This is a genomic window from Gluconobacter frateurii (assembly GCF_002723955.1).
Lineage (GTDB): Bacteria > Pseudomonadota > Alphaproteobacteria > Acetobacterales > Acetobacteraceae > Gluconobacter > Gluconobacter frateurii.
Window position 1 is genome coordinate 250,081 of sequence record NZ_BEWN01000005.1, and the last position, 23,166, is coordinate 273,246.

Below are 23,166 nucleotides of genomic sequence, written 5' to 3' on the forward strand. Positions count from 1 at the left end.
TCCTGAAAAGAAAAGGGAATAGGGTCACAGATCGCTCAACTTCCAACCGCCGGAGTGGTGGAGCGATCTTCCTGTGTCGTCACGCCCAGCTGCTTGAGTTTGCGATGCAGCGCGCTGCGCTCCATGCAGACAAAATTGGCCGTGCGACTGATATTGCCGCCAAACCGCATCAACTGGACCTGAAGATACTGGGTCTCAAACAGATCCCGAGCTTCGCGAAGTGGGAGGCTCATGACATCTGCTCCGGAGTTCAGCCGGGTCATGGACGGCGCACCCTGACTGATGCTGGACGGCAGCATATCCGCACGGATGGGATCACTGCCCGAGCCCGGCATCATAATCAGCAGACGTTCCATCAGGTTCCGCAATTCGCGGACATTCCCCGGCCATTCGTAAGCCTGCAAAGCAGCCAGCGCATCCACGGACAGCTCACGGATCGGCAACCCGGAGGATTGGGCGCAACGCTCAAGAAAGTGCTTGGCCAGACCCGGAATATCTTCCCGGCGCTCGCGCAACGACGGAATACGCAGTGGCACGACGGCCAGACGATAGTACAGGTCTTCACGGAACCGATGCGCCATGATCTCGGACTGAAGATCACGGTTGGTCGTCGCGATGACACGCACATCCACCTTGATGCGCGTATTCCCGCCAATCCGTTCAAATGTCTGGTCCTGAAGAGCACGAACAATCTTGCCCTGCGTCTCCAGAGGCATATCGGCCACTTCATCAAGCAGCAAAGTGCCCCGATGGGAACGCTCCAGAACGCCCCGGCGCGCCGGCTGCCCGTCGTTTCCCTCAAGGCCGAACAGCTCCTCTTCGAAGCGATTCGGAGCCAGAGTGGCGCAGTTCAGCGCAATGAACGGCCCTTCCGCACGGCGGGATCGAGCGTGGATCATGCGCGCGGCCACTTCTTTGCCTGAGCCGGCAGGGCCGGTAATCAGCACACGGGAGTTGGTCGGTGCAACACGCTCAATCTGGCCACGGACTGCCGAAATGGCTGCGCCTTCACCGGATAAGGTCGTCTCCGGACCGGCCCGCAGCTTTAGTTCTGCATTTTCACGCTGCAAACGAGCGGCCTCAAGGGCACGCTGCACCACGACCAGAAGCCTGTCAGACTGAAAAGGCTTCTCGATAAAGTCGTATGCACCATGCTTAAGGCTGGCGACAGCCGTCTCAATCGTGCCGTGACCCGAGATCATCACCGCAGGCATTCCTGGCTCCTCGGCCTGCATGATCTTGAGCAGCTCAAGGCCATCCAGCCTGGAACCCTGCAACCAGATATCCAGAATAGCCAGGGACGGTCTGTTGGCTCTGAAAAGCTCCAGGGCCTGATCGGAGTTCGCGGCCGTGCGGGTCGCATATCCTTCGTCGTTCAGGATACCTTCGATCAGGAACCGGATGTCCGGCTCGTCATCGACGATCAGAATCTCATGTTCCATCTGTCACCCTCATGATCCGGCCTTCTTTCTCTCCCGCACCGTCCAGCTCCGCCAGAGGCAGAGACAGCGTGACGAGTGTCCCGCGCCGTCCGGTGGACGGATCGGGGTCCCGATCGGTGAGTTGAAGCATCCCGGCATGGTCCTCCATGATCTTTTTGACAATCGCAAGACCGAGGCCCGTGCCCTTCGCCTTGTGTGTCACATAAGGCTCGGTCAACCGGTGGCGTTCCCCCGCCGGCAGGCCGATCCCATCATCTTCTATCCCTAGCAGGACATGCCCGCCCCGAATGTGCAAGCCCACCACAATGTGTCCGATTGGCTGCACTGTTCCGTCAGAAGCCTTTTCTCCCGGTTTTCCGCGGCCTGTCATAATAATGGCGTCCGCAGCATTCTGTAGCAGGTTTGTCAGTGCCTGCCCTATGAGTCGCCGATCGCAGCGCACGATTGGCCCTGACGGCGGAAGATCAACCGTCTCGAATACGATATCCGGATGGGCATTTCGCTGAAGAACGAGAGCTTCACGACAGATCCTTGAAAAATCCTCATTCTGCATGACGGGCTGCGGCATCCGCGCAAACGCAGAAAATTCATCGACCATCCGGCCAATGTCTCCGACCTGACGAACAATCGTATCCACAAGCTGGGTGTAGGTCTCTGGATCGCTCTGGATTTCCTTCAGAAAGCGCCTCTTGAGGCGTTCGGCTGCAAGCTGGATCGGCGTCAGCGGGTTCTTGATCTCATGCGCGACACGGCGGGCCACATCAGCCCAGGCCGCCTTGCGCTGCGCAGACTGAAGAGCGGTGATGTCATCGAACGTCACGACGTAACCTGCAACGTCCGTCCCGCGCAGTTCAGCCACAACGCGGACTAAAAGCGTACGCCCGGCGCCCGCACCGCCACCCTCACCCGGACCGCCAGGCCGTTGTGCACCGTCCGTATCCACCTGAATTTCATCCGTGTGGATCCGGTCAGGGGCAAGGCGGGCCTTGTCGAGCAGGATGGAAAATTCCGGCACACTTACTGAAAGCTTGGTACCGATCGCCGGCTGAAGGTCGCGTTGCAGCACCACGGAGGCCGCGCGGTTGGGCAGCTCAATAACCTGCCCGCGATCCAGACCAATCACACCCGCTGATACACCTGCCAGAACGGTCTCGGTGAAGCGGCGGCGCTCATTGATCTGATCATAGGCCTGCATCAGTTCGGAACGCTGGCTCTCGAGCTGATCTGTCATCCGGTTGAAGGCGCGCGATAAGCCCACAACCTCATCGTCTTTCTCCCGGCTGGACTTGGCGGGAACAGGAACGCGAACACCCAGATCACCTTGCGAAATCCGTGTTGCAGCAAGAATGAGAAGACCTAGTGGATTGGCAATGCGGTTTGCGAGCGCAAGACCAGTCAGCATGCCAACCGCCAGAACCAGCAGTCCCATCAGACCGAAGATCACTACAACCGTGACCTGCGTCTTGCCACGATTGGAAATCATGCGCTGGTAATCCTGCACGAGCTCATTCGTGCGACGCATATGTTCCAGAACATCCGGGTCAACAGGCCGGGTAATGACCAACATCAGGCCTGAGTTACCGCCCAGTGACACAACAGCCCGCACAATCCTCTGATCGGGACGGTCCAAAATGGCCACGTCACCGGCACGCGCCATCTCGACAACAGACTTCGGTGGCAGTGGAGGCCGGGCATTCATGTCCGTATTGCCCAGCAGGCCACCAACTCCCAGGACCTTGTTGGTCAACGGATCGAAGACTTCCGCATCCGTCAGCCCACGTTCATAAACCTCATCATCCAACAGTTCCTGCAGACGCGAAGGATTGTGAAAGAGATCTGTTCCATGTGTGAACAGCTCATCGTTCTGGATCAGGATGAGTGTGTTTGCGAGGGCAAAAGCTTCCGTCCGGATATTATCATTATGCTCCTGCAGATAGCCAGCCGCGACAGAACGGGCTTCTGACAGGGCATTGCTCACACGGTTGGAAAACCAGATCTCCACGCCATAATGAAAGAACAGCGCAGCGACGGCTCCCACCACGATCGTCGGCGCGACCGCCACGATTCCGAACAGCGTGATGAGGCGCGCGTGGAGTCTTGCACCAGCCAGCCCAAGCCGGCGCTCTGCCAGCATTCGCCCGATCTGCACCACGCCCGCTGCCGTAATGAGCATAAGCATGATGAAGTCGAGCAGGAAAATGATCGCCTGCACCTGCGGGCGATGCGCCAGGGACATTCCCCCTGCAAGAACGACAAAGGTCGCAAACGCCAGAACCAGTGCCATGACGGTCAGAAGAACCACCCCGTTGGCGCTTGTCAGTCGTCTCAGCACACGCCCCGGAGACAAAGAACTCACTCGTCACTTCCCTTTGGAACCGTAATATCCAGTTCCCTGATCTTCTTGCGCAAGGTGTTGCGGTTCAGACCAAGCATGGCGGCGGCCCGAAGCTGATTGCCACTTGTCCGACGCAGCACCATGGTAATGAGCGGACGTTCGACTTCCCCCACCACACTGGCATGAAGATCGCCTGCATCATTTTCGAGACCCGTCTCGAAATACTCTGTCAGCGGGCGCTCAAGCGCTCTGGCCAGCCCCCGCGGTCGATCATTCCCGGCTCCAGGAAGCCGGCAGACAGCACTGATGCGCTCTGGCCCCAGTCTCTGGGAGGGCTCGAAGGCTGCCAGCCAGCGATGTAATCCAGCCTGAAAACCACCCTGCCGGAGCAGTAGTGTCAAATCGTGGCGACTGGCAGCAATAATCCTGACATCCGCTTCCCGACGTTCTATTTCTTCAATAAACCGAACCTGCAAGGACGGCCCCAGACAATCGATCTCGTCCAGAAGCAGGGTACCTCCGCGTGCCTGTGCAAACCATCCTGCTTCACGCGCGCCAAACAGGGCTTCTTCTCGCAAAGCACATGGTGTGGCGGTCAGTGCAGCCACCACGAAGGGCTTCTGCGCACGACGGCTATGGTTATGCAGCCGGCGGGCCACATCCTGCCGGTCAAGTCGCGAAGCGCCATAAAGAAAGACGGGACGACAGGCATCATCCGCCAGCAGAGGCTCAACCTGCATCATCATGCCTGACGGTGAAGGCAACGGTCAGACAGAAGACACCTCATGCCCTCAAGCCGCCTCACTGCATCCATCACGCGGCATACTCCCAGCAGGTCCGTTTTCACGATCCCTGACTACTCCTGCTTCAATATGCCGGTCGTAAAACTCTTCCATCATGCCAATCGCTTCCGGCGCATTATCCACACGGTTGATAGCGGACCGGAACGTGGCAGACCCTGGCAAACCTGCTGAATACCAAGACACATGCTTGCGTGCGAGGCGCAAGCCTGGACGTTCCCCGAAATGATCGAGCATCATGCGGTAGTGGCGCAGGGCAATGGATTTTTCGGTCGCCAGATCCGGGTCCGGAACATCCTGCCCCGTTTTCAAGGACTGAGCCACCTGCGCTGTGAACCATGGCCGTCCATAGCATCCCCGCCCGATCATCACCCCGTCAGCGCCAGACTGATGCAACGCCTCACGGGCATCACGGATCGTGTTGATATCTCCATTCACGATCACGGGCAGACCGACAGCATCCTTCACGGTCTTCACGAAACGCCAGTCTGCCGTCCCGTTATAGAACATCTGACGAGTGCGGCCATGAACCGTCACGAGCCGGATTCCACTCTCTTCCGCGATTTTCGCAAGGCGTGGCGCGTTGAGGGAATTATGATCCCAACCCATCCGCATCTTGAGCGTCACGGGAACATTCACAGCCCTTACCGTAGCCTCAAGAATCTTTCCGGCCTGCACTTCGTCCCGCATCAGGGCAGAACCCGCCATCTGCCCGATCGCGACCTTCTTCACAGGGCAGCCGAAATTGATGTCGATGAGGTTTGCACCGCCATCAACCGCAATCTTCGCAGCCTGTGCCATCGCCTCCGGATCACACCCCGCGAGTTGAACCGCATTCGGGCCATTATCGGCCGAACGCGCCATCCGCATGGTATTTTCGTTCTCCCGGATCATCGCCCAGGACGCGATCATTTCGGACACCACAAGCCCGGCGCCTAACTCGCGCGCAAGCTGGCGGAACGGCAGATCCGTCACGCCCGAGAGCGGAGCGAGGATCACCGGGTCTTCGATCACCACACCCTGGCCAAGATCAATCGGCGCGAGAACGCGGTTCGGAGGAGCAGAAGAGGAGGAAGCTGTCATGACCCCGCCAATTTACCGATGCGTCCACGCAAGCGCAAACGCTCCTTTGCCACGAAACCGTTAACGCCCCTGAAACGCTATGGCCTTGCATCCCTTCCCTACTTCAGCAAGGCAACGCAGGAAGCTCCCATGCCCCACATCACCGCGACAGACGGAACGCGCATCCATTACGAAGAACAGGGCCACGGACGCCCTCTGGTCATGATCCACGGGTGGACGTTTTCGGGTCGATTTTTCCATCGCAATGTTGAAGCCCTTTCCGAACACGCCCGCGTTATTACCATGGATCTGCGTGGACATGGGCGCTCAGACAAGCCCAAACATGGCTACCGCATTGCCCGCCTCGCGGCTGATTTGCGGGATCTTATCGGCGCGCTAAATCTTCAGGATGCAACAGTTCTAGGCTGGTCCATTGGCTGTCCCGTCATCTGGTCCTATCTGGAGTTATTCGGACAGGACCGGCTTCGAAGCGCCATCTTCGTGCAGCAGACACCGAAACAGTTCTACTCCCCGGAATGGAAGCTCGGCCACGCAACCTGCTACGATCAGGCGGGACTGGCCTATCTCCAGCAGCAGGTTTTTCTCGATTCCGAAAATTTCGACCAGACTAATCTGGCGGACTGCCTGAGCCATGAGATTCCGAAGGAGGAGAAAGCATTCCTCCTGCGTGAAATGGCGGCCAGCCCCAACTATGCCCGCTCTGCCATGATGGCCGATCACACCACGCAGGACTGGCGGGATGTGCTGCCGCATTTCAGTTTGCGGTCTCTTATGATGGTCGCCGAGAAAGACAAGATTCTCCCTGCTGGCGGCCCAGCATGGGTGGCAGATCACATGCCAAACTGTGAAGCCGTCTTCTTCAAGGACAGCGCCCATATGGTGTTCATTGACGAAACTGAGAAGTTCAATCGAACCGTCATCGAGTTCCTGAAAGGCTGATCCCATGACCCTGCCTTTCCTCTTCGGCATGAACGAGTTCACCACGCAGCCCTGGTCTTTTGAAGAAGACGTTGCGCACTACACAGCCGCCGGCGTTCAGGCCATTGAGATTTGTGAAGCGAAGCTGGATCCTGCGCGCATCCATGAACAGATGACACTCGCTGCCAGTAGCGGAATGGTCATCAGCGCAATCCAGCCAGCCGTTCGGACATTCTTTGGTAGCCGTATGGCTCCCCAACCCTCCGAGCCCGCCGAGAGGGTTGGCCGCCTTAGAAAAAGTATTGAAACCCTCGCACCCTATGCGCCGGGCACCGTCTTCGTCACCAACACGGGCGCGCCACTAGAAGGCAACATGCATCGGGTCATGGATGAGACCATCCGATATCTGAGAGACCTTTGCCCACTAGCAGCCGATCTTGGCGTTTCCCTTTCGCTGGAACCGTTGAATCCGACCTCCGTGAATATCGAAAGTGCTATCTGGACCATCGATCAGGCGATGGACATCATTGACGGTGTTGGCCATCCAGCCATGGGATTATGTCTCGATTACTGGAACATCTGGCAGCAGGATGACGTCTGCTCCGCCATCTACCGTGCCGGAGACAAGATCAACGTCCTTCAGGTCAGTGACTGGCGCACCCCCTTTTCCACCACCGACCGCCTGATCCCCGGTGACGGACTGATCCCGCTCCATGATCTGCTTCATGCCACGTGGGAGGCAGGGTTCCGCGGTGCCTGCACGGTTGAGATCTTCTCATCCGATGTACCGGACAGTCTTTATGATGGTGACCTCAATGACCTGATTGCAGCCTCACGTGAAGGACTGGAACAGGCATGGCAAAAAGGCTGACCTCAGCCTGTGGGGCCGATTTCCAGCCGATGCCTTGCAAGACCGCATTCCGTAATCACGAAACGACCGTCATCACGCAACCGCACGAACCCCATGCGCTCAAGACGTTCCAGACAGGGCTGGTCACGTAGCCCCGTTGGCCGACCGGCATCGCCGCAAAGCAGCAGTCGGTGCAGGGTCGAGCGGCAGCATGTTTCAAGATAGGGTTCTTCCCACATTGTTCCGCGTCTATCGCGTCCCCATGCTGCCGCCAACCCCTCTACCCTCACGTTCTGCCCTGCCCTGTGCACCATGCACTGGTTTGCGGTAAGGAAGAGACCCATGATTGATCTTGGAAAACTGGCCACGCCCCTCCTGCATCGCTTCGACCCGGAAACGGCGCACGAGCTTGCCATAAACTCCATGGCCCTCGGCCTCGGAGGGTCTGCGCCAAAAGACGTTCCGGCCCTTGCCACCCGCGCATTTGGTCTGCGCTTTCCGAACCCGATTGGTCTGGCTGCGGGCTTCGATAAAAATGCTCGTGCCATCCGCCCACTGGCCAAGCTTGGATTCGGTCATGTGGAAGCCGGCACCGTGACGCCACGACCACAGCCCGGCAACCCACAGCCCCGCCTGTTCCGCCTGCCTGAAGACGGAGCCATCATCAATCGCATGGGGTTCAATGGCTGCGGCATTGATCGCTTCTGCCGCAACCTCGCGCGCCTGCACCGCCCGATGCCCAATGGTCGCACACGCGGTGCGACTGTGCCTCTGGGCGCGAATATTGGCATCAACAAGATCGGTGCCGACCCCCTGCGGGATTATCCGGAACTTGTTTCCCGCGTCAGTCCGTATGTGGATTACGTGACGATGAACCTCTCATCCCCAAACACACCCGGTCTGCGCGATCTTCAATCTGCCCAGATGCTCACGGATCTCCTGGCAGCGATCAATACCCGCAATCCAGACCGTCTGCCCCTTCTGGTCAAACTGGCACCGGACATGGATGACAGCTCTTACGAGCCTATTCTTGAAGCGGCCATTGCGGGCGGAGCACAGGGGCTGATCCTGACAAATACAACCATTGCTCGGCCCGCTGGACTTCACAGCTTTTACGCGGCAGAAACAGGCGGCCTCTCCGGACGCCCGCTTGCCCCCCGCTCTCGGGAAGTTCTGAAAGTCGTCTCGCGTTTTAACAAAGGCCGCATCGCTCTGATTTCCTGCGGCGGCATCGAGACAGGGGACGATATTCTCGACCGCATCTGCACAGGCGCCGATATGGTTCAGATCTATTCGTCCTTCGTGCTCCAAGGTCCTGGCATTCTGGCACGACTGAAAAATGAGCTTCTGGAAGCCATGCGCCGCAAAGGCTTCGAGACGATTTCTGACGCACATGGCTCATCCAGGCCGGCCTGACGCAGCCCACTCCTGACAGCCCATCATTTTAAGCGCCCCTGTTCCGTATGACAGGGGCGCTTTCTGTTTTGCCGACAGAAAACTCTGACAGATCAGAGAGGATACACGCCTTTCCTGAACCTTGGGCCCCTTCAGATCGTTGACAGTGCCATCAATACCAGGAGTGAAAGCCCCACATGAGAGAGCCTAGATCAACAGGGCCCGAGAAAACCCGGCGAACCCGCTTCACCACTAGAGGCGCTTTCCTTGCTCTGACACTCTTCTGTGGCGCGCCTCTTCTGCCTCCTGATGCGTTGGCAGCAGCTTCCACCGCCCAGCCAGCGCCTCAGAAAGCGCCTGCTGACACCAATGGCGGTCTGGGATGGAGTGCGGTTTCAGACACGATCAACCATCAGCTTGAGGACAGTTCTGCAACCCTCAAGCAGATCTTCACCACGCTCAATCGTGCCGATGCCAATATCGGCAGCAGCGAACTTGATGATCTTTCAGCCCGTGCCCAGCGTGTTCAGCAGAACACTCAGGACGCCCTGACCCAGATCCAGTCCTACGACGATATTACGGACTCGTACCTCAAAATCCTTGGCCCCAAGCCTGCAGACAACGAAGACAGTTCCGTCACGGCCCAACGCACACGCCTCCAGCAGAATTCGCAGGCGGTAAAATCAGCGCTGATGCGTGCCAGGCTTTATAACCTTCAGGCCCAGCAACTGAATTCGGCTGTGGCTACAAGACGTACTCGCCTGCAGCACGCTGCCTTATCAGAACGCACAGTCTCACCGGCAGCACCGAAATTCTGGCATGCCCTCCTGACTGAGCGTCCGGAAAACCGCTCATCCCTGCATTCAGGCGGTGTACTGGCAGACTGGATGATGCTCCTGATTGGAGGCATCGGGACGCTGGTTCTGATTGGCGTCATCTCCCCCTTCACGCTCAAAGCACTCTCACGAGCCGGCGCGAGATTCCGAACTTCTGCCGAAAACGGCGTGAAAGACGCTCTGGCCAACAGCATTCTCGCCATTACCCTCAATGGCATTCTCTGTGCGGTCTTCAGCGGCATTGTCTGGCTTATCTGGAGTGCAGCGGCCCTGGACACAGAAGGCGGCCCAATCGCCCTCACACTCGGCGAAAGTCTGCCAGTCTGCGGCTTCATCATCGGGGCAGGTCTTCCTGTGTTCGGACGCAAGGGAGTTCTGGCTGACGGAAACCCGGGAGAACGAAAGGCGCTTCGTGGCGTAGACTGGATGCTGGCCCTCAGCATTCTGTTCCTGAACCTTCTTCGGGCCTTCCAGGCACAGGATGTCTTCGGGCCGACACTTCAAACACTGCTGGAAATCGTCTTTTCCCTGACTGTCGGTCTCTGTGCGATCGACATCTTCAGACGCCTTGGCAATCAGGACGACACGCGGACATTTGCCCCCACAGCGCTTGGCCTGTCGTCTCTGGTCTTCGGCATCTCTCTGGTCGCTATCCTGCTAGGGTATGTCTCGTTCGCATTTTCCCTAAATGGGTGGCTCCTCTCAATCGGCACTGGCCTGGCCGTTGTCGTTCTGCTGGGTCTATGTTGGCGGAGTGTGCTCGATCACGTCTTTGAGTCTGAAGGCCGCTTCAGTGTTCGCCTTCATGCGCTCGGTCTTTCGTCCCGACGCCTGACCCAGATCAGCGTCGTCCTGTCCGGACTGGGCAACGTCCTGCTGCTCCTGCTGCTTTTTTCGATTGCGCAGACAGATGGCAGCTTCAGTGTAGGCGATATCGGGAACCGGCTGAAACTGCTGTTTGTCGGTAACACGATTCACGGCGTTAAAGTCTCGCTCGATACAGTTGTTCTGTGTGTCGTGGTGGTAATTGTCGCCTACTATCTGATCCGGCAGACAAAGCACTGGATCCGGGATCGCTTCCTGCCGACAACACAGTTGGACATCGGTGCGACCACATCCATTCTCAGTATCTTCACCTACTGCTCCTGGATCCTTGTGGGGCTCGGTATTCTTTCGATTGCCGGCCTGTCGGTCCAGAACCTGACATGGGTTGTCAGTGCCCTGTCGGTGGGTATCGGTTTCGGTCTTCAGTCCATCGTCCAGAATTTCGTATCTGGCATGATCCTGATGGCAGAACGACCGGTGAGAGTCGGGGATCTGGTCGAGATTGCTGGCGCCAAGGGCGACGTCAAACGCATCAGCATTCGCGCCACCGATATCAGTCTGGGTGACGGATCAACCCTTATCGTTCCGAATTCGCAGTTCATCACCTCAAGCGTGAAGAATTGCACCACTTCAGGCTCGACAAGCGTGCTCACATTGAACTTCAAAGTGCCCAGCACAGCTGATCTGGACAAGGTGAAGTCCCTGCTGATCGAAGTCGCGGCGCAACGGCCCGAAGTTCTTTCCAACCCGGCTCCGTCCGTGAAGGTCAGCGCACTTTCGAACTTTAACCTCACCATGAGCCTGAGTGTCCGCATCATGTCCGCACGCGATGGAGGCGGTGTGCAGGATGCCATCCTGTTTGATGTATTCCGTCGCTTCGGTGCAGAAAATATCACCCTCACAACTGCCTGATAGAGCAAATGCCTCGCCGGAAACCCTCGCATTTCCGGCAGGCATCCATTACGGTTCCCCTGTCAGCACTGTCGGGACACGGATCATGACTCCGCCGTCACACATTTCCGGACACAATACGACCGGGCAGGTTTTCCATCTGCCCTTACGCTCGCGTCTGTTGGCTGTCCCGGAAGCTGCTGTTTATCTTGGACTGTCCCTGCGTCGTCTCAAGACCTTAGCTATTCTGGGTGCAGGCCCCCAGCGCACCCATATGCCAGACGGCCAGCCTGCCTATCGCAGGGAAGACCTGGAGACATATCTTTCCACTCTTTACGAAAAAGCGGATATTTCAGGGACCGAAAGAGTGCGACGACGTGGCGAGCGGGCGAATGAACGCAACGCGACCCTGGAGCGCCTGCAAGCTGACAGACATGCAGCCCTCCCTAAGCCCGATCCGCTCATGATGATGGCCACGACTGGGGAAATGTGCCAGCATATGGTCTTCTTCGCTCTGAAGGTTATGGCCATTTTTGGCTTTATCCTTCTGTGCATTTCGCCCACTCCGCTCCTGCGGACCCATTTCAACTGAGCCGAAACAGCCCCGTATGAAAGTTGCCGTTGTTGCCATCGTCCGCGATGAGGCCTCTGATATCCTGTCATGGCTCGGATGGTACGTCAGTCTGGGCGTTGATACTGTTGTTCTCTTTGATGACGGTTCAACAGACGGAATGGATCGCCTTGTTACGGATGCAGCCTGTGTCCACGACATCAGATTATACCGGATCAAAGGTGGCAGCGGCTCACATGTCGAACGCCAGAGGCTGGTTTATCTCGAAGCGCTCGAACATCTTAAAAACGAATTTGACTGGATCGGCTTTCTGGATGCGGACGAATATCTGAGCCTTGAAACCCACGAAACCATTCAGGGATTTTTACGCAGTTTTCCGGATAACGTCGGGGCAATTGGTATTAACTGGTGCAATTATGGCAGCTCCGGGCACGTGACCAAACCGCTTATGCCTGCTTTCCATGCGTTTACGCATCACTACCGAGCCGAAAATGCCATCAACCGACATATCAAGTCTTTTGTGAAGCCTGAACGGTGGAGCGGGCATTGGTCCAATGTTCATTACTTTGACGTGGCCCCTTACAGATATGTGGACGCAGCTGACCGCGATATCCAGTGGTCAGACGTAAAAGGCATTATTCAGAATATACCAGATTGGCGCGGCGCACGAATTCTGCATTTCCAGCTCAGAAGCATGGAACATTACATCGATAGAGCTCGGAAGCGTAAGGATATCACACTTCGAGTTGATGGTTTTACAAGTGCCGACCATAACGATGTCCACGATACTACACCTCAGCGTCACACGGCTTCTGTGCGAGAATGGGAGCGCAAGGTCTCCCGTCAGACGTGTGCAAGAGTGCTGGATTCCCTTCCGGAAGCTCATCCCGATGCTGCGCAAGCTCTTCCTCCCGCCTTTCAGCTCTTCACACTGAAAACGAGCGACAATAATCGCATCGGGATAAGGGATGGCATTCCCTATGTAATGTCTGGCAACTCTACCGACGTACCGCTTCTGGCTCTTCGCATCGGGAACGAAAGCGAACGGCTGTACCTTCTGGCCGCAGACCAGAAAGGCGACATCGCCTCTCTCCACATGGACGGGGATGCCAGCCTTTTCGATTTTCTGCCTTACGATATTATCTATACGAATACCCCGGATCTGGTGGCGCTTCGGCAGGGAGCTGGAGAATACCATCTGGGCGCAGTACCGGCGGCACTAGGCGGGCAGGTCATTTCAGACCGCCGGAATGTTCAGGAATGGGAACTGTTTGAGCTTGTTCCTCTTGAAGATCCGTTATGGTCTGAGCAGGTTACAGGCGGCCCGATATTCCGGTTTGCCCGGCAGGCATTGTCGTACTCCGGCTCGCTGCACACCATCAGTATACTCTCCCGTATAGACCTGAGGCTTACGATCTCCATACTTCCCCTGCTTGCGGATCAGCTGGAAAACAATGAGCGCGGGCAACTGGAGCTTTTGCTCCAGTCCTAAAGTCTTCTCCTCAGAAGCCTGCCAATACGGCCTTACCAACCCCTTTACCGCTCTCCATGAGCTCATGCGCCTTACGAAGATTTTCCAAGGTGATCGGCCCGATCACCTGATGGAGAGTCGTACGCAAGAGGCCTGCGTCTATGAGAGACGCCACCTGACCAAGAATACGCCCCTGTACAGCCATGTCAGGCGTCTCAAAAACAGGGCGAGCGAACATGTATTCCCAGTGAACGGACAAGGACTTGCGTTTGAATGGCATAATGTCGAACTCGCCCGGATCATCAATCATGGCCAGCGCTCCTTGGGGAGCCAGAGCACGAACGATTGCATCCTTGTGCTGGCCTGTCGCTGTCAGACCAGCCACATATCGCACATGCGGGATGCCAATGCGGGCCAGTTCCTGATCCAGAGGACGACGATGATCGATCACATGATGCGCGCCCATGGATTTGCACCATTCAACCGTCTCTGGTCGGGAAGCTGTAGCGACGACCTGCAGGCCTGTAAGACGTCGCGCAATCTGCGTCAGAATGGAGCCAACACCGCCTGCCCCACCCACGATGAGCAGCGCGTCCGGGTTTTCCATCTCCCCCGCCCGCAGACCCAGTCGATCAAACAGAAGCTCCCAGGCCGTCAGGGCCGTCAAGGGAAGCGCAGCAGCCTCCTCATCCGTCAGACTTTCAGGAGCAAGCGCTATGAGACGTTCGTCAACGGCCTGAAAACGGGCGTTGCTTCCCTGCCGCAGACTGCTTCCAGCATAGAAGACGCGATCACCAGCCCGGAACCCGCGCACCTGGCCGCCGGTCGCAACGACCCGACCAACTGCATCATAACCCAGAACACGCACCTGCCCCTCTGGGGGAGCAACGGAACGCAACTTCGTATCAACCGGATTGACGGATACTGCCGAAATCTCAACCACGACATCCCGTGGGCCAGGCTCTGGAGTAGGAATGTCCAGCTCCACCAAAGCATCAGCTTCATCAATGCGGGTCGCGCGGGTGTGTCCGAACGCTTTCATGGGGAAAACTCCACAAACTTTTAACGACGATCCATCAGCATACTGGTGACGGCGGATTTGAATGGCAGGAGTCGGTTGGCAACAGCCAGACCAAGCTTTCGTGCCGCAAGGAATGGTGCTTCGTCGCGCGTGTAAACTGTCGCGATGGCGTTGGTAGCGGCAAACAACGGTGCCGTCGCCAGACGATGCGTCCGTGCAAATTTAGAGAGAACCGACGGTGCACCTGCATCCCCTGGGCCGTCATGAATGGCGCGCGCCAGCACTTCCTGCCCTTTGAGACCAAGATTGAAACCATGCGCGGTAATCGGATGCATCCCAACCGCAGCATCCCCTATCAAGGCAAAACGCGCCGCGTGAAAGCGATGGGCATACACAGCCTTCAGCGGATAGGAGCAACGCGGGCTTTCAAGCGTCATCGGCCCTACGCGACCGTGCGTACGCTTCGTAATCTCAGCGTTGAACGCCTCCGGCTCAAGAGTTTTGAGGCGGGCAATCTCGTCATCGGGCAATGTCAGCACCAAAGATGATGATGCCCCGTCCCGACCATCAGGCGCGATCGGCAACAGTGCAATGGTCTGACCTTCATCGAACCACTGAAGCGCCGTATGGGCATGGGGCTCAGGATGATGCATGCGGCAGACAAGGATGCTGCGACCGAAATCATGAACGATCGCTCCGATCCCGGCAGCATCCCGCAGTTTCGAGAAGCGACCATCCGCAGCGACCAACAGGTCTGCGTCCAGCTTCGTACCATCCGTCAAGGTCACGCTCGCGGATCGCGCATCATGCCGCGCCGTCTCAATCCCTTCACCTGCGCGAATTTCAACGCCGGGTGTACGGGCTGCCACGCGATACAGCGCACGGCGGATCAAGTGATTGGCAACCAGATGGCCCAGCGCATCAGGCCCCTCAGCCGGTGCATCGAACAGAAGCGGAGGGCTTCCCACGGCGCCTGTTTCGATCCGTGCCGTATGCATCGGGCAAATGGACTCTGCGGGGATCTCAGCCCAAGCCCCAGCGTCTTTCAGCCAGTTGGACGCATGATGTGTCAGCGCAATTTCACGACCGTCGAATGGTGGATCAGCAAGAACGGAGAGCGGAGACCGCTCAACAACGCAAACCTTCCGCCCATCGCGTGCAAGAGAAATGGCACAGGCAAGCCCGACAGGACCACCGCCCGCTACGATCACATCATACGTCATACGTTTCAGCCCGCGTCTGCGCCAAATGTGACCGGTTCACCTTTCCAGATGGCCATGTAGTCATCGACGTCGGCCCGCTTACGACCCTCGACAGGCTTTTCCGGTGTTCCTACGAAGAGGAAGCCAGCCAGACGATGAGGCTCCTTGAGGCCAAGCGTTTCCAGAAGAGTGCGGTCTTCCGAGAAAGCGCCCGTTACCCAGACGCCACCAAAACCTTCCGCATGAAGCGCGTTGAGAACGTTCATGGCTCCGGCTGCTACAGACATTTCCTGTTCGATGACCGGAATCTTGCCGTCCGGCTCGATATGCATGCCCAGAGCAATGATCATGGGCATGCTGGAAAAGCGGTCCCGGCGCTTGGCTTTCTTGGCGGCGGGAGCATCCGGCTCCTGCCGGTCCATGGCCTCCAGCACAACCTGGGCGAACGCCTCACGGTGCTTTCCTTTGATAACCGTGTAACGCCAGGGCCGCATCCGACCATGATCCGGCGCTCGAAGCGCAGCGGACAGGATATTGCGAAGCTGATCTCCCTTGGGGGGCGGCTCCACGAGATTATCCGTCGAGGCGCGGGAGAGAAGGAATTCGAGGGATGCATGATGATGTGCCATGAGTTCAGATATGGCGCGATCGACCGCATCCGCCAAGAGGCTTGCAGAGTCTTGCCCAAACTCTTGAAGAGAGGTGACAGAAACCCTGTTCTGCGGCACTCTATGAGCCTCCTTTTCCATCACTCATTTCAGGGACAGCGTGGAAATAACCCTCACGCTGGTGTAGCAGAACCACCATGACCGAAACCCGTCACGCCCGTCTGCACCGCGCGACAAGCGAAACCGACATCACTCTGGCCCTGTCCCTCGACGGTCAGGGACGCTCCACCGTGGACAGTGGCATCGGCTTTTTCGACCATATGCTGACGGCACTTGCCAAACATGGTGGCTTTGATCTGGAGCTGGTGGCCAAGGGTGATCTGCATATCGACGGGCATCACACGGTTGAGGATGTCGGCATCGTTTTCGGTCAGGCATTCCGTCAGGCCATTGGTGACAAGCGCGGTATCGAGCGCTTCGGTCATGCTCTGGTTCCGCTGGATGAGGCACTGTGTGAAGCAGTAGTGGATATTTCCGGCCGGCCGTATCTGGCCTGGAATGTCACGTTCCCGCGCGAGAAGATCGGCACGATGGATACGGAACTGTTCGAAGAGTTCTTCCGTGCCTTCGCCATGTCAGCCCATATTGCCCTGCACCTGACCTGCAAGGCTGGTACCAATGCTCATCACATTGCGGAAAGCGGCTTCAAGGCCGTGGCCCGTGCCCTTCGTGTGGCCGTCTCCATGGACCCGCGGGCGGCAGGTGCCATCCCGTCCACCAAGGGCGTCCTGTGAAGCTCTTCACACCTTGCGTTAACCCGAACTCGTCCCGACCGCTTGGCCTGCCCGTCATGGTGCAGGAGGGCTTTTCGTGGCGGGTTCTGTTTTTCGGCTGGCTGGGCCTCCTGACTTACGGCGCCTGGATTTCCGCCATGATGGCAGCGGCCGTTTCGATCATGCTCCACCTTCTGGTGACTGCACGATGGGAAATGGCTCTCATCGTCAGCCTGCATGCCGCGCTCGCCACTTTCACGTCCGATATCCGTCTGTGGGAAATGCGCCTGAACGGGCGCGAGATCGGTGCGCCGATTACTGCCCCCAGCAAGGAAATCGCGCTGCTCCGCTGGGCGGACCAGCAGCCTTCTCCCGTTTCACCCCCGGAGTTCCCATGCGCGTCGTCGTAATTGACTATAACGGTGGCAATCTTGCCTCGGCCGCTCAGGCCGCTCGTAAGGCCGCCACCCTTCGTGGCATCGACGCCGACGTCACCATCACCCGCGATGCCGATGCGATCCTGAATGCGGATCGTCTCATCCTTCCAGGTCAGGGCGCCTTCGCGGACTGTGCGGAAGGACTAGGCACGGATCTTCGCAATACGCTGGAAACCGCAACTGCTAACGGCACACCCTTTCTGGGCATCTGCGTCGGTATGCAGCTCATGAGCGAATATGGGCTGGAACATGGTCGCACTGAAGGCCTAGGCTGGATTTCCGGTAATATCCGCCGCATGGACGAAGCTGCGGATGCCGGTTTGCGCCTGCCCCATATGGGCTGGAACACTCTGGACTTCACGCCCGGCGCGCATCTGCTGACAGAAGGGTTGGAACCCGGCGTACATGGCTATTTCGTCCATTCTTTTGCCCTGCATGACGGCAACCCTGACGAACTGGTAGCAACTGCACAGTATGGTTCTTCGGTCCCAGCTATCGTCGCTCGCGGCAACCGCTGTGGGACGCAGTTCCATGTTGAAAAAAGTCAGGCTGTCGGCCTTACCATCATGGGCAACTTCCTGCGGTGGACATCATGACCGTTACCTGCGAACGCGTCGTCTCGTCCCTGTCTCCCGATGACATGGAAGCCCTGTGCGAGGCTGTAACGGCGGCCATTCTTGATGGTGGGGGCTTTGGATGGCTGCAGCCGCCTGGCTCTCAGGCACTGGAACGCTACTTCGAGGGCATGCTCCTCGTTCCGGAACGCAGTCTTTATGTCGTCCGCGACAAGGGCATGATCTGTGGCGCGGGCCAGCTTGCCCGGCCACCTTCCAGCTATGAAGCCCATGCCGCCACCGTCAATCTGACGGGATTTTTCGTAGCGCCCTACGCGCGTGGCCGTGGCCTTGGACGTGCTCTGGCAAACGCCATGATCCAGGGCGCGAAAGCCATGGGCTGCAAGGTTATTAACTGCGACGTGCGTGAAACGCATGACGCTGCTATCGGGCTGTTCCGGTCGCTCGACTTCGAGCACTGGGGAACCCACCCCTACTATGCACGGATCGGAGGCCAGACGGTGCGCGGACTTTTCTTCTCCAAACTTCTCGCCGGTGAACATGAAGCTGCGCGCTGGCAGTCCAGCATTGCCGCGCCAGACGCCGGTGGCGCACCTGCACCGTCCGAAGCGCCTGAAAAAGCCACACACGGCCTGACGCTCTATCCTGCCATTGATCTGAAAGACGGTGCCTGCGTCCGTTTGCGTCGTGGCGAGATGGAAGACGCCACGCACTATTCCGATGACCCAGCCGCACAGGCGCGCCTGTTTGAAGAAGCGGGCTGCCGTCACCTGCATGTTGTGGATCTGAACGGCGCTTTTGCGGGCAAGTCCACGAACATCCCGGCCATTGAATCTATCGTGAAGGCCACGAGCCTACCCGTTCAGCTGGGCGGGGGCATCCGTGACATGGCTGCGATCGAACGCTGGCTGGAGGCTGGAGTGTCCCGCATTATTCTCGGGTCCGTTGCCGTCAAGGACCCAGAGCTGGTCCGTCAGGCAGCGCGCGCATTCCCTGGGCAGATCGTCGCAGGTATCGATGCCCGTCAGGGCCGCGTCGCAACAGAAGGCTGGGCCGAAGTGTCCGAACTGGAAGCAAATGATCTGGCTCTTCGCATGGAAGACGCAGGCGTTGCTGCCATCATCTTCACGGAAATCACGCGTGATGGCATGCTGGCCGGTCTGGATCTGGAACAGACGGCTGACATGGCCCGCCGCCTCTCCATTCCCGTGATTGCAAGCGGTGGCGTCGGCACGCTGAATCACCTGAAGGACTTACGTGAAATTGCTCGCACGGTTCCAGGCATTTCCGGTGCCATTGTCGGCCGCGCGCTCTATGATGGCCGCATTGCCCTCAAGGACGCCCTGGACGTACTCGGTTCATGCTGAAACTCCGCGTCATTCCGTGTTTGGACGTCAAGGATGGCCGCGTCGTCAAAGGGGTGAACTTCGTCTCCCTTCGTGATGCGGGTGATCCAGTTGAACAGGCAAAACTCTACGACGCCGCTGGTGCGGATGAACTGACGTTTCTGGACATCACGGCCAGCGTCGAGAACCGGGACACCATTCTGGATGTCGTTCGCCGGACTGCTGAAGCCATCTGCCTTCCGCTGACGGTTGGTGGTGGCGTTCGTACGTGTGAGGACATGCGGCGTTTGCTTCTGGCCGGTGCGGACAAATGCGCCGTAAACTCGGCTGCCATCAAACGCCCGGAGCTGATCCGCGAAGCCTCGCAGCGCTTTGGAAGCCAATGCGTGGTCGTGGCGATTGATGCGCGGTCGAATGGTCGTGGTGGCTGGGAAGTCTATGCCAAGGGCGGCCGCGAACCTACCGGACTGGATGCGGTGGAATGGGCCAAAAAGATGCAGGATCTGGGCGCAGGCGAAATCCTGCTTACCAGCATGGACCGTGATGGCACGAAGTCCGGTTTCGATCTGGATCTGCTCAGAGCGGTCTGTGGTACAGTGACCATCCCTGTTGTTGCATCAGGCGGCGTTGGCGAACTGCATCACTTTGTTGAAGGCGCGCAGGTCGGCGCAAGCGGCCTGCTAGCCGCCAGCGTATTCCATTTCGGACAGTTCCGCGTTGGGGACGTCAAACAGGCACTGAATGAGGCCGGCCTTCCGGTCAGACTTGGAGAATAAGGCAATGGCAAAGGCAGCAAAACCGGAAGAGCGTAAGGCATCCCCAGCACGGGAACATGTGCTGGAACGCCTGTTCGAAACCGTTCAGTCCCGCCGCGGTACGGATCCAACGCTAAGCCATTCCGCACGTCTGATGGCACGCGGACGGAACAAGATTGCCCAGAAGTTTGGCGAAGAAGCCGTCGAGTGTCTGATCGAGGCCGTGAATGGCAATCGCAAGGAACTCGTCGGAGAAAGCGCTGACGTTCTGTACCATCTGATCGTTATGTGGGTAGACGCAGGCGTTTCCCCGGAAGACGTCTGGGCAGAACTGAAGCGTCGCGAAGGTACCAGCGGCATTGCGGAAAAGGCCTCCCGCCCCAAAGAGAAGCTTGGCTGAAGGAGACGTTTGCATGACCTACGATCATAGCAATATTTTCGCCCGTATTCTTCGCAAGGAAATCCCGTCCCGTACGGTTTACGAAGACGATTACGCACTCGCTTTCCACGACATCGCACCGCAGGCACCCATCCACGTGCTGGTCATCCCTAAAGGACCATACGTGTCCATCGCGGATTTCAGCGCGACAGCCTCTGCTGATGAGATCACCGGGTTCTGGCGCGCTGTAGCAAAGGTCGCGGAAGACGAGGGCCTAACGAAAGAAGGCTTCCGCCTTATCAGTAATTCCGGTCCTAATTCTGGACAGGAAGTTCCCCACTTTCACGTGCATCTCTTTGGCGGCACATCTCTTGGGCCGCTACTCTCTAAAAAATCCTGAAATAACGCTTGCCAAGCCCGAGGGGGTCTTCTATTAACCCCCTCGCCCTAGTCCCATTCGTCTAGAGGCCTAGGACACCGCCCTCTCACGGCGGCAACAGGGGTTCGAATCCCCTATGGGACGCCACTCAAACTAACGCAGTTTTTTGCGAATTGTAGTGGATAAAGACACTCTCCTGACTTTCCAGATGCTGGATTTGGCCCCCTTCCTGAGCCAAGTCAGGAAATATGGCTCAGTGTTGGCAGAGGTTCCATGTGAGAGAAGCCGACGAAGTACGATTCGATCCGACAAGTATCTGGGCCGAAAAGATGATCGAAGGCAAATGTTCGCAAAAGACTTTTGCTTCCTTCGCTTTGGTCCACGCTGACTTAACAAGGAAAGAACTCAAATAGACCCTGGGCGCTTCAAGGACACACTATTCTCAAAACAATATATCTATCTGGAAACGCTACGCTATCCACGCATAGGAATCCATATGATCAAAAGAACCTTGGATCCAAACCCAAGCACCTTCCGACCGCTGAAGAAGCTGACTTTTACATTAATTATATGACAAAATTCGCTGTAAAAATTCTTATGTTATCCTTCTCTACACATGAAACAGCCATACTTCCTTATTGCTCGTCAGAGCTCATGATAATTTCTCAAAATGGCGAACAATCCATGAAATTTCGTAAAGCAGGCCAATAGTTACAAATCCCATATGGAACCGACGGTTGGTAAAGACAATCGCAGCACTACACAGCACGAGATAAACTGGAACACGGAACCAATACTCGATTGAAAACATAGCGTAATGCGCTCTGCCTTTAATCAAGGTATCGATCAGATCAAATAGGACCGTGACAGCAAAAAAAGAGAAAAACCATTTTCTTCTGCGAATAAAAAAGTCTTCGTAATCATTATAATCGCTTATCGTGTCAGGAAAAAGAAAAGCACTCAAAAAAAACAGAACAATCGCATAGAGAATGAGAAACAAATACGTCTCAAACGTCCAGACGGATAATTCAATCAACCATAATTCCCACCACCAGAAATGCATCAGCATCAGAAGTAATGTCAGAACCCAGCCGATGTGAACCGGATAGATGCGCGTTTGGTTGGGATGCTGGATTATACGGACAAGGCCCGTCAGAAGACGGGTCATGCTCAGACCGATCACCATCCCCATGATCATGCGCACATGCTGGAAAATATCTGGAGAGGTCAGCAAATGTGGTTCCACGATCGGCTTACTCCCTGTTAGTTCTGTCTGATCACTTGCGTCTTAAGGTATGGCATTGACGATTTCCAACCCGTCGTCTCCAAAATAAGCAAGGCCCGCACCTATCATGGCCTGGCCGTTTCTGGTGAACAGATCATGGGGGGAGAACTTCTTCAGGGCCTCCAACCACGCGGGAGGAAAGACAATATTCCATCTCTGCTGAAGTTCCGAAGCACTATTGATCATTATGAATTTCCGGGCACCCACATTAACTCTCAAAGGAAACGCCACGAACTGCACCGCGTCGGAGGGTCGGCCATTAATGACAGCATCATAAAATTTTTTAATAGGCTCTTCGAATTGAGAATCATCCTTATTCGTTACATCTTCATACCGATGACCAACCCGATAAGAACTACTATCCACACTAACCAATTTCACGGGAACCGTGTGACCATTTCCGCTCCACGTTCCAATAAGACCCGTGCTATTCTCCGCTGTAACGGGTACCAGTTTGTTATCAACATAATGGAGTAAAAAAACACCCCCTCCCGGCTCGACAAACCGAAGTTCGGTGTCGATGGTTCCGGTAAGAGGAATATCTTTAAGATATTTTCTATAATAATAATGACTACCCTTGCGGACCTTATCTTCTGAAAGACTTAATGTCATACCGATTGGCGCATCGCCGACGACACCTGCATAGTCATTAAATTCCTGCACGTCTTCAGCCAACGAATGCGCGGGTATACTGACCGCAAGCCCCCAAAGAAGAATACGTATAAATTTGGAGGCATTCCAACATGTCGCACCGATGGTGAGTGTCATGATCTCAGTATTCCGGGGCCAAGAGAATGAAGCACAGTTGACGCATCATTTTTCCATATCTGCAGAACAATTTTACAGAGTATCAAAAAACAGGGCCAATATTCTCCCCCAGTCACAGGCCGAGAGATTTTGTCGCTGCGAGGGGAGAACCAACCACACTGTCGCCGTCTCCTTGGACTGATTACATAGTAACCACCCTATAGATCCGGTCAGATCGTTCG

The 23,166-nt window shown here is 56.8% G+C and carries 23 protein-coding genes and 1 tRNA gene; 14 read left to right on the forward strand and 10 right to left on the reverse strand.

Features of this window, described 5'->3' with window-relative positions; all coding sequences use genetic code 11:
* Nucleotides 1-35 precede the first annotated feature (35 nt).
* The 4 genes from ntrX to dusB all read right to left on the reverse strand — a co-directional run bounded on the left by ntrX (nt 36) and on the right by dusB (nt 5,660).
* On the reverse strand, nt 36-1,442 hold the full coding sequence (gene ntrX / locus GFR01_RS14015) for a nitrogen assimilation response regulator NtrX (protein ID WP_099182932.1): 1,407 nt from the start codon (nt 1,440-1,442) through the stop codon (nt 36-38).
* Nucleotides 1,432-3,726, reverse strand: coding sequence for a sensor histidine kinase NtrY-like (locus GFR01_RS14020; RefSeq protein ID WP_244902317.1), 2,295 nt, complete (start codon nt 3,724-3,726; stop codon nt 1,432-1,434). The genes ntrX and GFR01_RS14020 overlap by 11 nt, the downstream gene beginning before the upstream one ends.
* A gap of 68 nt (nt 3,727-3,794) precedes the next feature.
* Nucleotides 3,795-4,523 carry a sigma 54-interacting transcriptional regulator gene (locus GFR01_RS14025; protein WP_099182933.1) on the reverse strand — a complete coding sequence of 243 codons (729 nt, stop codon included), beginning with the start codon at nt 4,521-4,523 and terminating at the stop codon, nt 3,795-3,797.
* A gap of 45 nt (nt 4,524-4,568) precedes the next feature.
* A complete protein-coding gene (dusB, locus tag GFR01_RS14030; protein ID WP_099182934.1) occupies nt 4,569-5,660 on the reverse strand; it encodes a tRNA dihydrouridine synthase DusB in 1,092 nt (363 codons plus the stop codon).
* A gap of 18 nt (nt 5,661-5,678) precedes the next feature.
* Here dusB and GFR01_RS14035 point away from each other — a divergent pair, with 18 nt between their 5' ends.
* Together GFR01_RS14035 and GFR01_RS14040 are read left to right on the forward strand one after the other, a co-directional pair.
* On the forward strand, nt 5,679-6,599 hold the full coding sequence (locus GFR01_RS14035; RefSeq protein WP_244902304.1) for an alpha/beta fold hydrolase: 921 nt from the start codon (nt 5,679-5,681) through the stop codon (nt 6,597-6,599).
* Between the two features lie 4 nt (nt 6,600-6,603).
* Nucleotides 6,604-7,449: a sugar phosphate isomerase/epimerase family protein gene (locus tag GFR01_RS14040; RefSeq protein WP_099182935.1), complete on the forward strand. Its 846-nt coding sequence runs from the start codon at nt 6,604-6,606 to the stop codon at nt 7,447-7,449.
* Between the two features lie 2 nt (nt 7,450-7,451).
* Here GFR01_RS14040 and GFR01_RS14045 read toward each other — a convergent pair whose 3' ends face one another.
* A complete protein-coding gene (locus GFR01_RS14045) occupies nt 7,452-7,667 on the reverse strand; it encodes a hypothetical protein (protein ID WP_099182936.1) in 216 nt (71 codons plus the stop codon).
* Nucleotides 7,668-7,770: 103 nt separating this feature from the next.
* Between GFR01_RS14045 and GFR01_RS14050 the strand changes: the two genes are divergently transcribed.
* From GFR01_RS14050 to GFR01_RS14065, 4 genes are all read left to right on the forward strand, one after another.
* Nucleotides 7,771-8,844, forward strand: coding sequence for a quinone-dependent dihydroorotate dehydrogenase (locus GFR01_RS14050; protein WP_099182937.1), 1,074 nt, complete (start codon nt 7,771-7,773; stop codon nt 8,842-8,844).
* Between the two features lie 176 nt (nt 8,845-9,020).
* Nucleotides 9,021-11,396 carry a DUF3772 domain-containing protein gene (locus GFR01_RS14055; protein WP_244902305.1) on the forward strand — a complete coding sequence of 792 codons (2,376 nt, stop codon included), beginning with the start codon at nt 9,021-9,023 and terminating at the stop codon, nt 11,394-11,396.
* An 85-nt stretch (nt 11,397-11,481) separates the two neighbouring features.
* Entirely contained in the window at nt 11,482-11,967 is a 486-nt protein-coding gene (locus GFR01_RS14060; RefSeq protein ID WP_063905415.1) for a hypothetical protein, read from the forward strand.
* Between the two features lie 16 nt (nt 11,968-11,983).
* Nucleotides 11,984-13,438, forward strand: coding sequence for a glycosyltransferase family 2 protein (locus tag GFR01_RS14065; protein WP_099182938.1), 1,455 nt, complete (start codon nt 11,984-11,986; stop codon nt 13,436-13,438).
* A gap of 10 nt (nt 13,439-13,448) precedes the next feature.
* On the opposite strand, the gene GFR01_RS14070 is transcribed toward GFR01_RS14065, so the two are convergent.
* The 3 genes from GFR01_RS14070 to GFR01_RS14080 are packed head-to-tail and all read right to left on the reverse strand — an operon-like array spanning nt 13,449 to nt 16,368.
* A complete protein-coding gene (locus tag GFR01_RS14070) occupies nt 13,449-14,459 on the reverse strand; it encodes a zinc-binding alcohol dehydrogenase family protein (RefSeq protein WP_099182939.1) in 1,011 nt (336 codons plus the stop codon).
* 20 nt (nt 14,460-14,479) lie between these two features.
* A complete protein-coding gene (gene ubiM, locus GFR01_RS14075; RefSeq protein ID WP_099182940.1) occupies nt 14,480-15,661 on the reverse strand; it encodes a 5-demethoxyubiquinol-8 5-hydroxylase UbiM in 1,182 nt (393 codons plus the stop codon).
* A 5-nt stretch (nt 15,662-15,666) separates the two neighbouring features.
* On the reverse strand, nt 15,667-16,368 hold the full coding sequence (locus tag GFR01_RS14080; protein ID WP_099183022.1) for a nitroreductase family protein: 702 nt from the start codon (nt 16,366-16,368) through the stop codon (nt 15,667-15,669).
* Between the two features lie 77 nt (nt 16,369-16,445).
* Between GFR01_RS14080 and hisB the strand changes: the two genes are divergently transcribed.
* The 8 genes from hisB (at nt 16,446) to GFR01_RS14120 (ending at nt 21,039) form a co-directional block, all read left to right on the forward strand.
* Nucleotides 16,446-17,042: an imidazoleglycerol-phosphate dehydratase HisB gene (gene hisB / locus GFR01_RS14085; protein WP_007284035.1), complete on the forward strand. Its 597-nt coding sequence runs from the start codon at nt 16,446-16,448 to the stop codon at nt 17,040-17,042.
* Nucleotides 17,039-17,431: a hypothetical protein gene (locus tag GFR01_RS14090; RefSeq protein WP_099182941.1), complete on the forward strand. Its 393-nt coding sequence runs from the start codon at nt 17,039-17,041 to the stop codon at nt 17,429-17,431. Before hisB ends, GFR01_RS14090 begins: the two co-directional genes overlap by 4 nt.
* Nucleotides 17,416-18,054 carry an imidazole glycerol phosphate synthase subunit HisH gene (gene hisH / locus GFR01_RS14095; RefSeq protein ID WP_007284037.1) on the forward strand — a complete coding sequence of 213 codons (639 nt, stop codon included), beginning with the start codon at nt 17,416-17,418 and terminating at the stop codon, nt 18,052-18,054. The genes GFR01_RS14090 and hisH overlap by 16 nt, the downstream gene beginning before the upstream one ends.
* A complete protein-coding gene (gene hisA, locus GFR01_RS14100) occupies nt 18,051-19,400 on the forward strand; it encodes a 1-(5-phosphoribosyl)-5-[(5-phosphoribosylamino)methylideneamino]imidazole-4-carboxamide isomerase (protein WP_174694720.1) in 1,350 nt (449 codons plus the stop codon). The genes hisH and hisA overlap by 4 nt, the downstream gene beginning before the upstream one ends.
* Nucleotides 19,394-20,155, forward strand: a complete 762-nt coding sequence (hisF, locus tag GFR01_RS14105; protein ID WP_063905189.1) for an imidazole glycerol phosphate synthase subunit HisF — start codon at nt 19,394-19,396, stop codon at nt 20,153-20,155. Before hisA ends, hisF begins: the two co-directional genes overlap by 7 nt.
* A 4-nt stretch (nt 20,156-20,159) precedes the next feature.
* A complete protein-coding gene (locus GFR01_RS14110) occupies nt 20,160-20,534 on the forward strand; it encodes a phosphoribosyl-ATP diphosphatase (protein WP_007284040.1) in 375 nt (124 codons plus the stop codon).
* A gap of 13 nt (nt 20,535-20,547) precedes the next feature.
* Nucleotides 20,548-20,913, forward strand: coding sequence for a histidine triad nucleotide-binding protein (locus GFR01_RS14115; RefSeq protein WP_063905187.1), 366 nt, complete (start codon nt 20,548-20,550; stop codon nt 20,911-20,913).
* 50 nt (nt 20,914-20,963) lie between these two features.
* Nucleotides 20,964-21,039: transfer RNA gene (locus GFR01_RS14120), tRNA-Glu, on the forward strand.
* Between the two features lie 505 nt (nt 21,040-21,544).
* Here the strand turns inward: GFR01_RS14120 and GFR01_RS14125 are convergent.
* Both GFR01_RS14125 and GFR01_RS14130 read right to left on the reverse strand, forming a co-directional pair.
* Nucleotides 21,545-22,138: a hypothetical protein gene (locus tag GFR01_RS14125; RefSeq protein WP_244902306.1), complete on the reverse strand. Its 594-nt coding sequence runs from the start codon at nt 22,136-22,138 to the stop codon at nt 21,545-21,547.
* 42 nt (nt 22,139-22,180) lie between these two features.
* Nucleotides 22,181-22,945, reverse strand: a complete 765-nt coding sequence (locus tag GFR01_RS14130; RefSeq protein ID WP_167384272.1) for a hypothetical protein — start codon at nt 22,943-22,945, stop codon at nt 22,181-22,183.
* Nucleotides 22,946-23,166: the final 221 nt, after the last annotated feature.

Bases quoted from the DNA above. Each gene is read 5' to 3' on its own strand.
- dusB (WP_099182934.1), bottom strand. From the start codon at position 5,660: ATGACAGCTTCCTCCTCTTCTGCTCCTCCGAACCGCGTTCTCGCGCCG.
- GFR01_RS14045 (WP_099182936.1), bottom strand. From the start codon at position 7,667: ATGTGGGAAGAACCCTATCTTGAAACATGCTGCCGCTCGACCCTGCAC.
- hisH (WP_007284037.1), top strand. From the start codon at position 17,416: ATGCGCGTCGTCGTAATTGACTATAACGGTGGCAATCTTGCCTCGGCC.
- GFR01_RS14020 (WP_244902317.1), bottom strand. From the start codon at position 3,726: ATGGCACTGGTTCTGGCGTTTGCGACCTTTGTCGTTCTTGCAGGGGGA.
- GFR01_RS14025 (WP_099182933.1), bottom strand. From the start codon at position 4,523: ATGATGATGCAGGTTGAGCCTCTGCTGGCGGATGATGCCTGTCGTCCC.
- GFR01_RS14070 (WP_099182939.1), bottom strand. From the start codon at position 14,459: ATGAAAGCGTTCGGACACACCCGCGCGACCCGCATTGATGAAGCTGAT.
- ubiM (WP_099182940.1), bottom strand. From the start codon at position 15,661: ATGACGTATGATGTGATCGTAGCGGGCGGTGGTCCTGTCGGGCTTGCC.
- GFR01_RS14130 (WP_167384272.1), bottom strand. From the start codon at position 22,945: ATGACACTCACCATCGGTGCGACATGTTGGAATGCCTCCAAATTTATA.
- GFR01_RS14035 (WP_244902304.1), top strand. From the start codon at position 5,679: ATGCGTCCACGCAAGCGCAAACGCTCCTTTGCCACGAAACCGTTAACG.
- hisF (WP_063905189.1), top strand. From the start codon at position 19,394: ATGCTGAAACTCCGCGTCATTCCGTGTTTGGACGTCAAGGATGGCCGC.
- GFR01_RS14065 (WP_099182938.1), top strand. From the start codon at position 11,984: ATGAAAGTTGCCGTTGTTGCCATCGTCCGCGATGAGGCCTCTGATATC.
- GFR01_RS14055 (WP_244902305.1), top strand. From the start codon at position 9,021: ATGAGAGAGCCTAGATCAACAGGGCCCGAGAAAACCCGGCGAACCCGC.
- hisB (WP_007284035.1), top strand. From the start codon at position 16,446: ATGACCGAAACCCGTCACGCCCGTCTGCACCGCGCGACAAGCGAAACC.
- GFR01_RS14115 (WP_063905187.1), top strand. From the start codon at position 20,548: ATGACCTACGATCATAGCAATATTTTCGCCCGTATTCTTCGCAAGGAA.
- GFR01_RS14040 (WP_099182935.1), top strand. From the start codon at position 6,604: ATGACCCTGCCTTTCCTCTTCGGCATGAACGAGTTCACCACGCAGCCC.
- ntrX (WP_099182932.1), bottom strand. From the start codon at position 1,442: ATGGAACATGAGATTCTGATCGTCGATGACGAGCCGGACATCCGGTTC.
- hisA (WP_174694720.1), top strand. From the start codon at position 18,051: ATGACCGTTACCTGCGAACGCGTCGTCTCGTCCCTGTCTCCCGATGAC.
- GFR01_RS14110 (WP_007284040.1), top strand. From the start codon at position 20,160: ATGGCAAAGGCAGCAAAACCGGAAGAGCGTAAGGCATCCCCAGCACGG.
- GFR01_RS14050 (WP_099182937.1), top strand. From the start codon at position 7,771: ATGATTGATCTTGGAAAACTGGCCACGCCCCTCCTGCATCGCTTCGAC.
- GFR01_RS14060 (WP_063905415.1), top strand. From the start codon at position 11,482: ATGACTCCGCCGTCACACATTTCCGGACACAATACGACCGGGCAGGTT.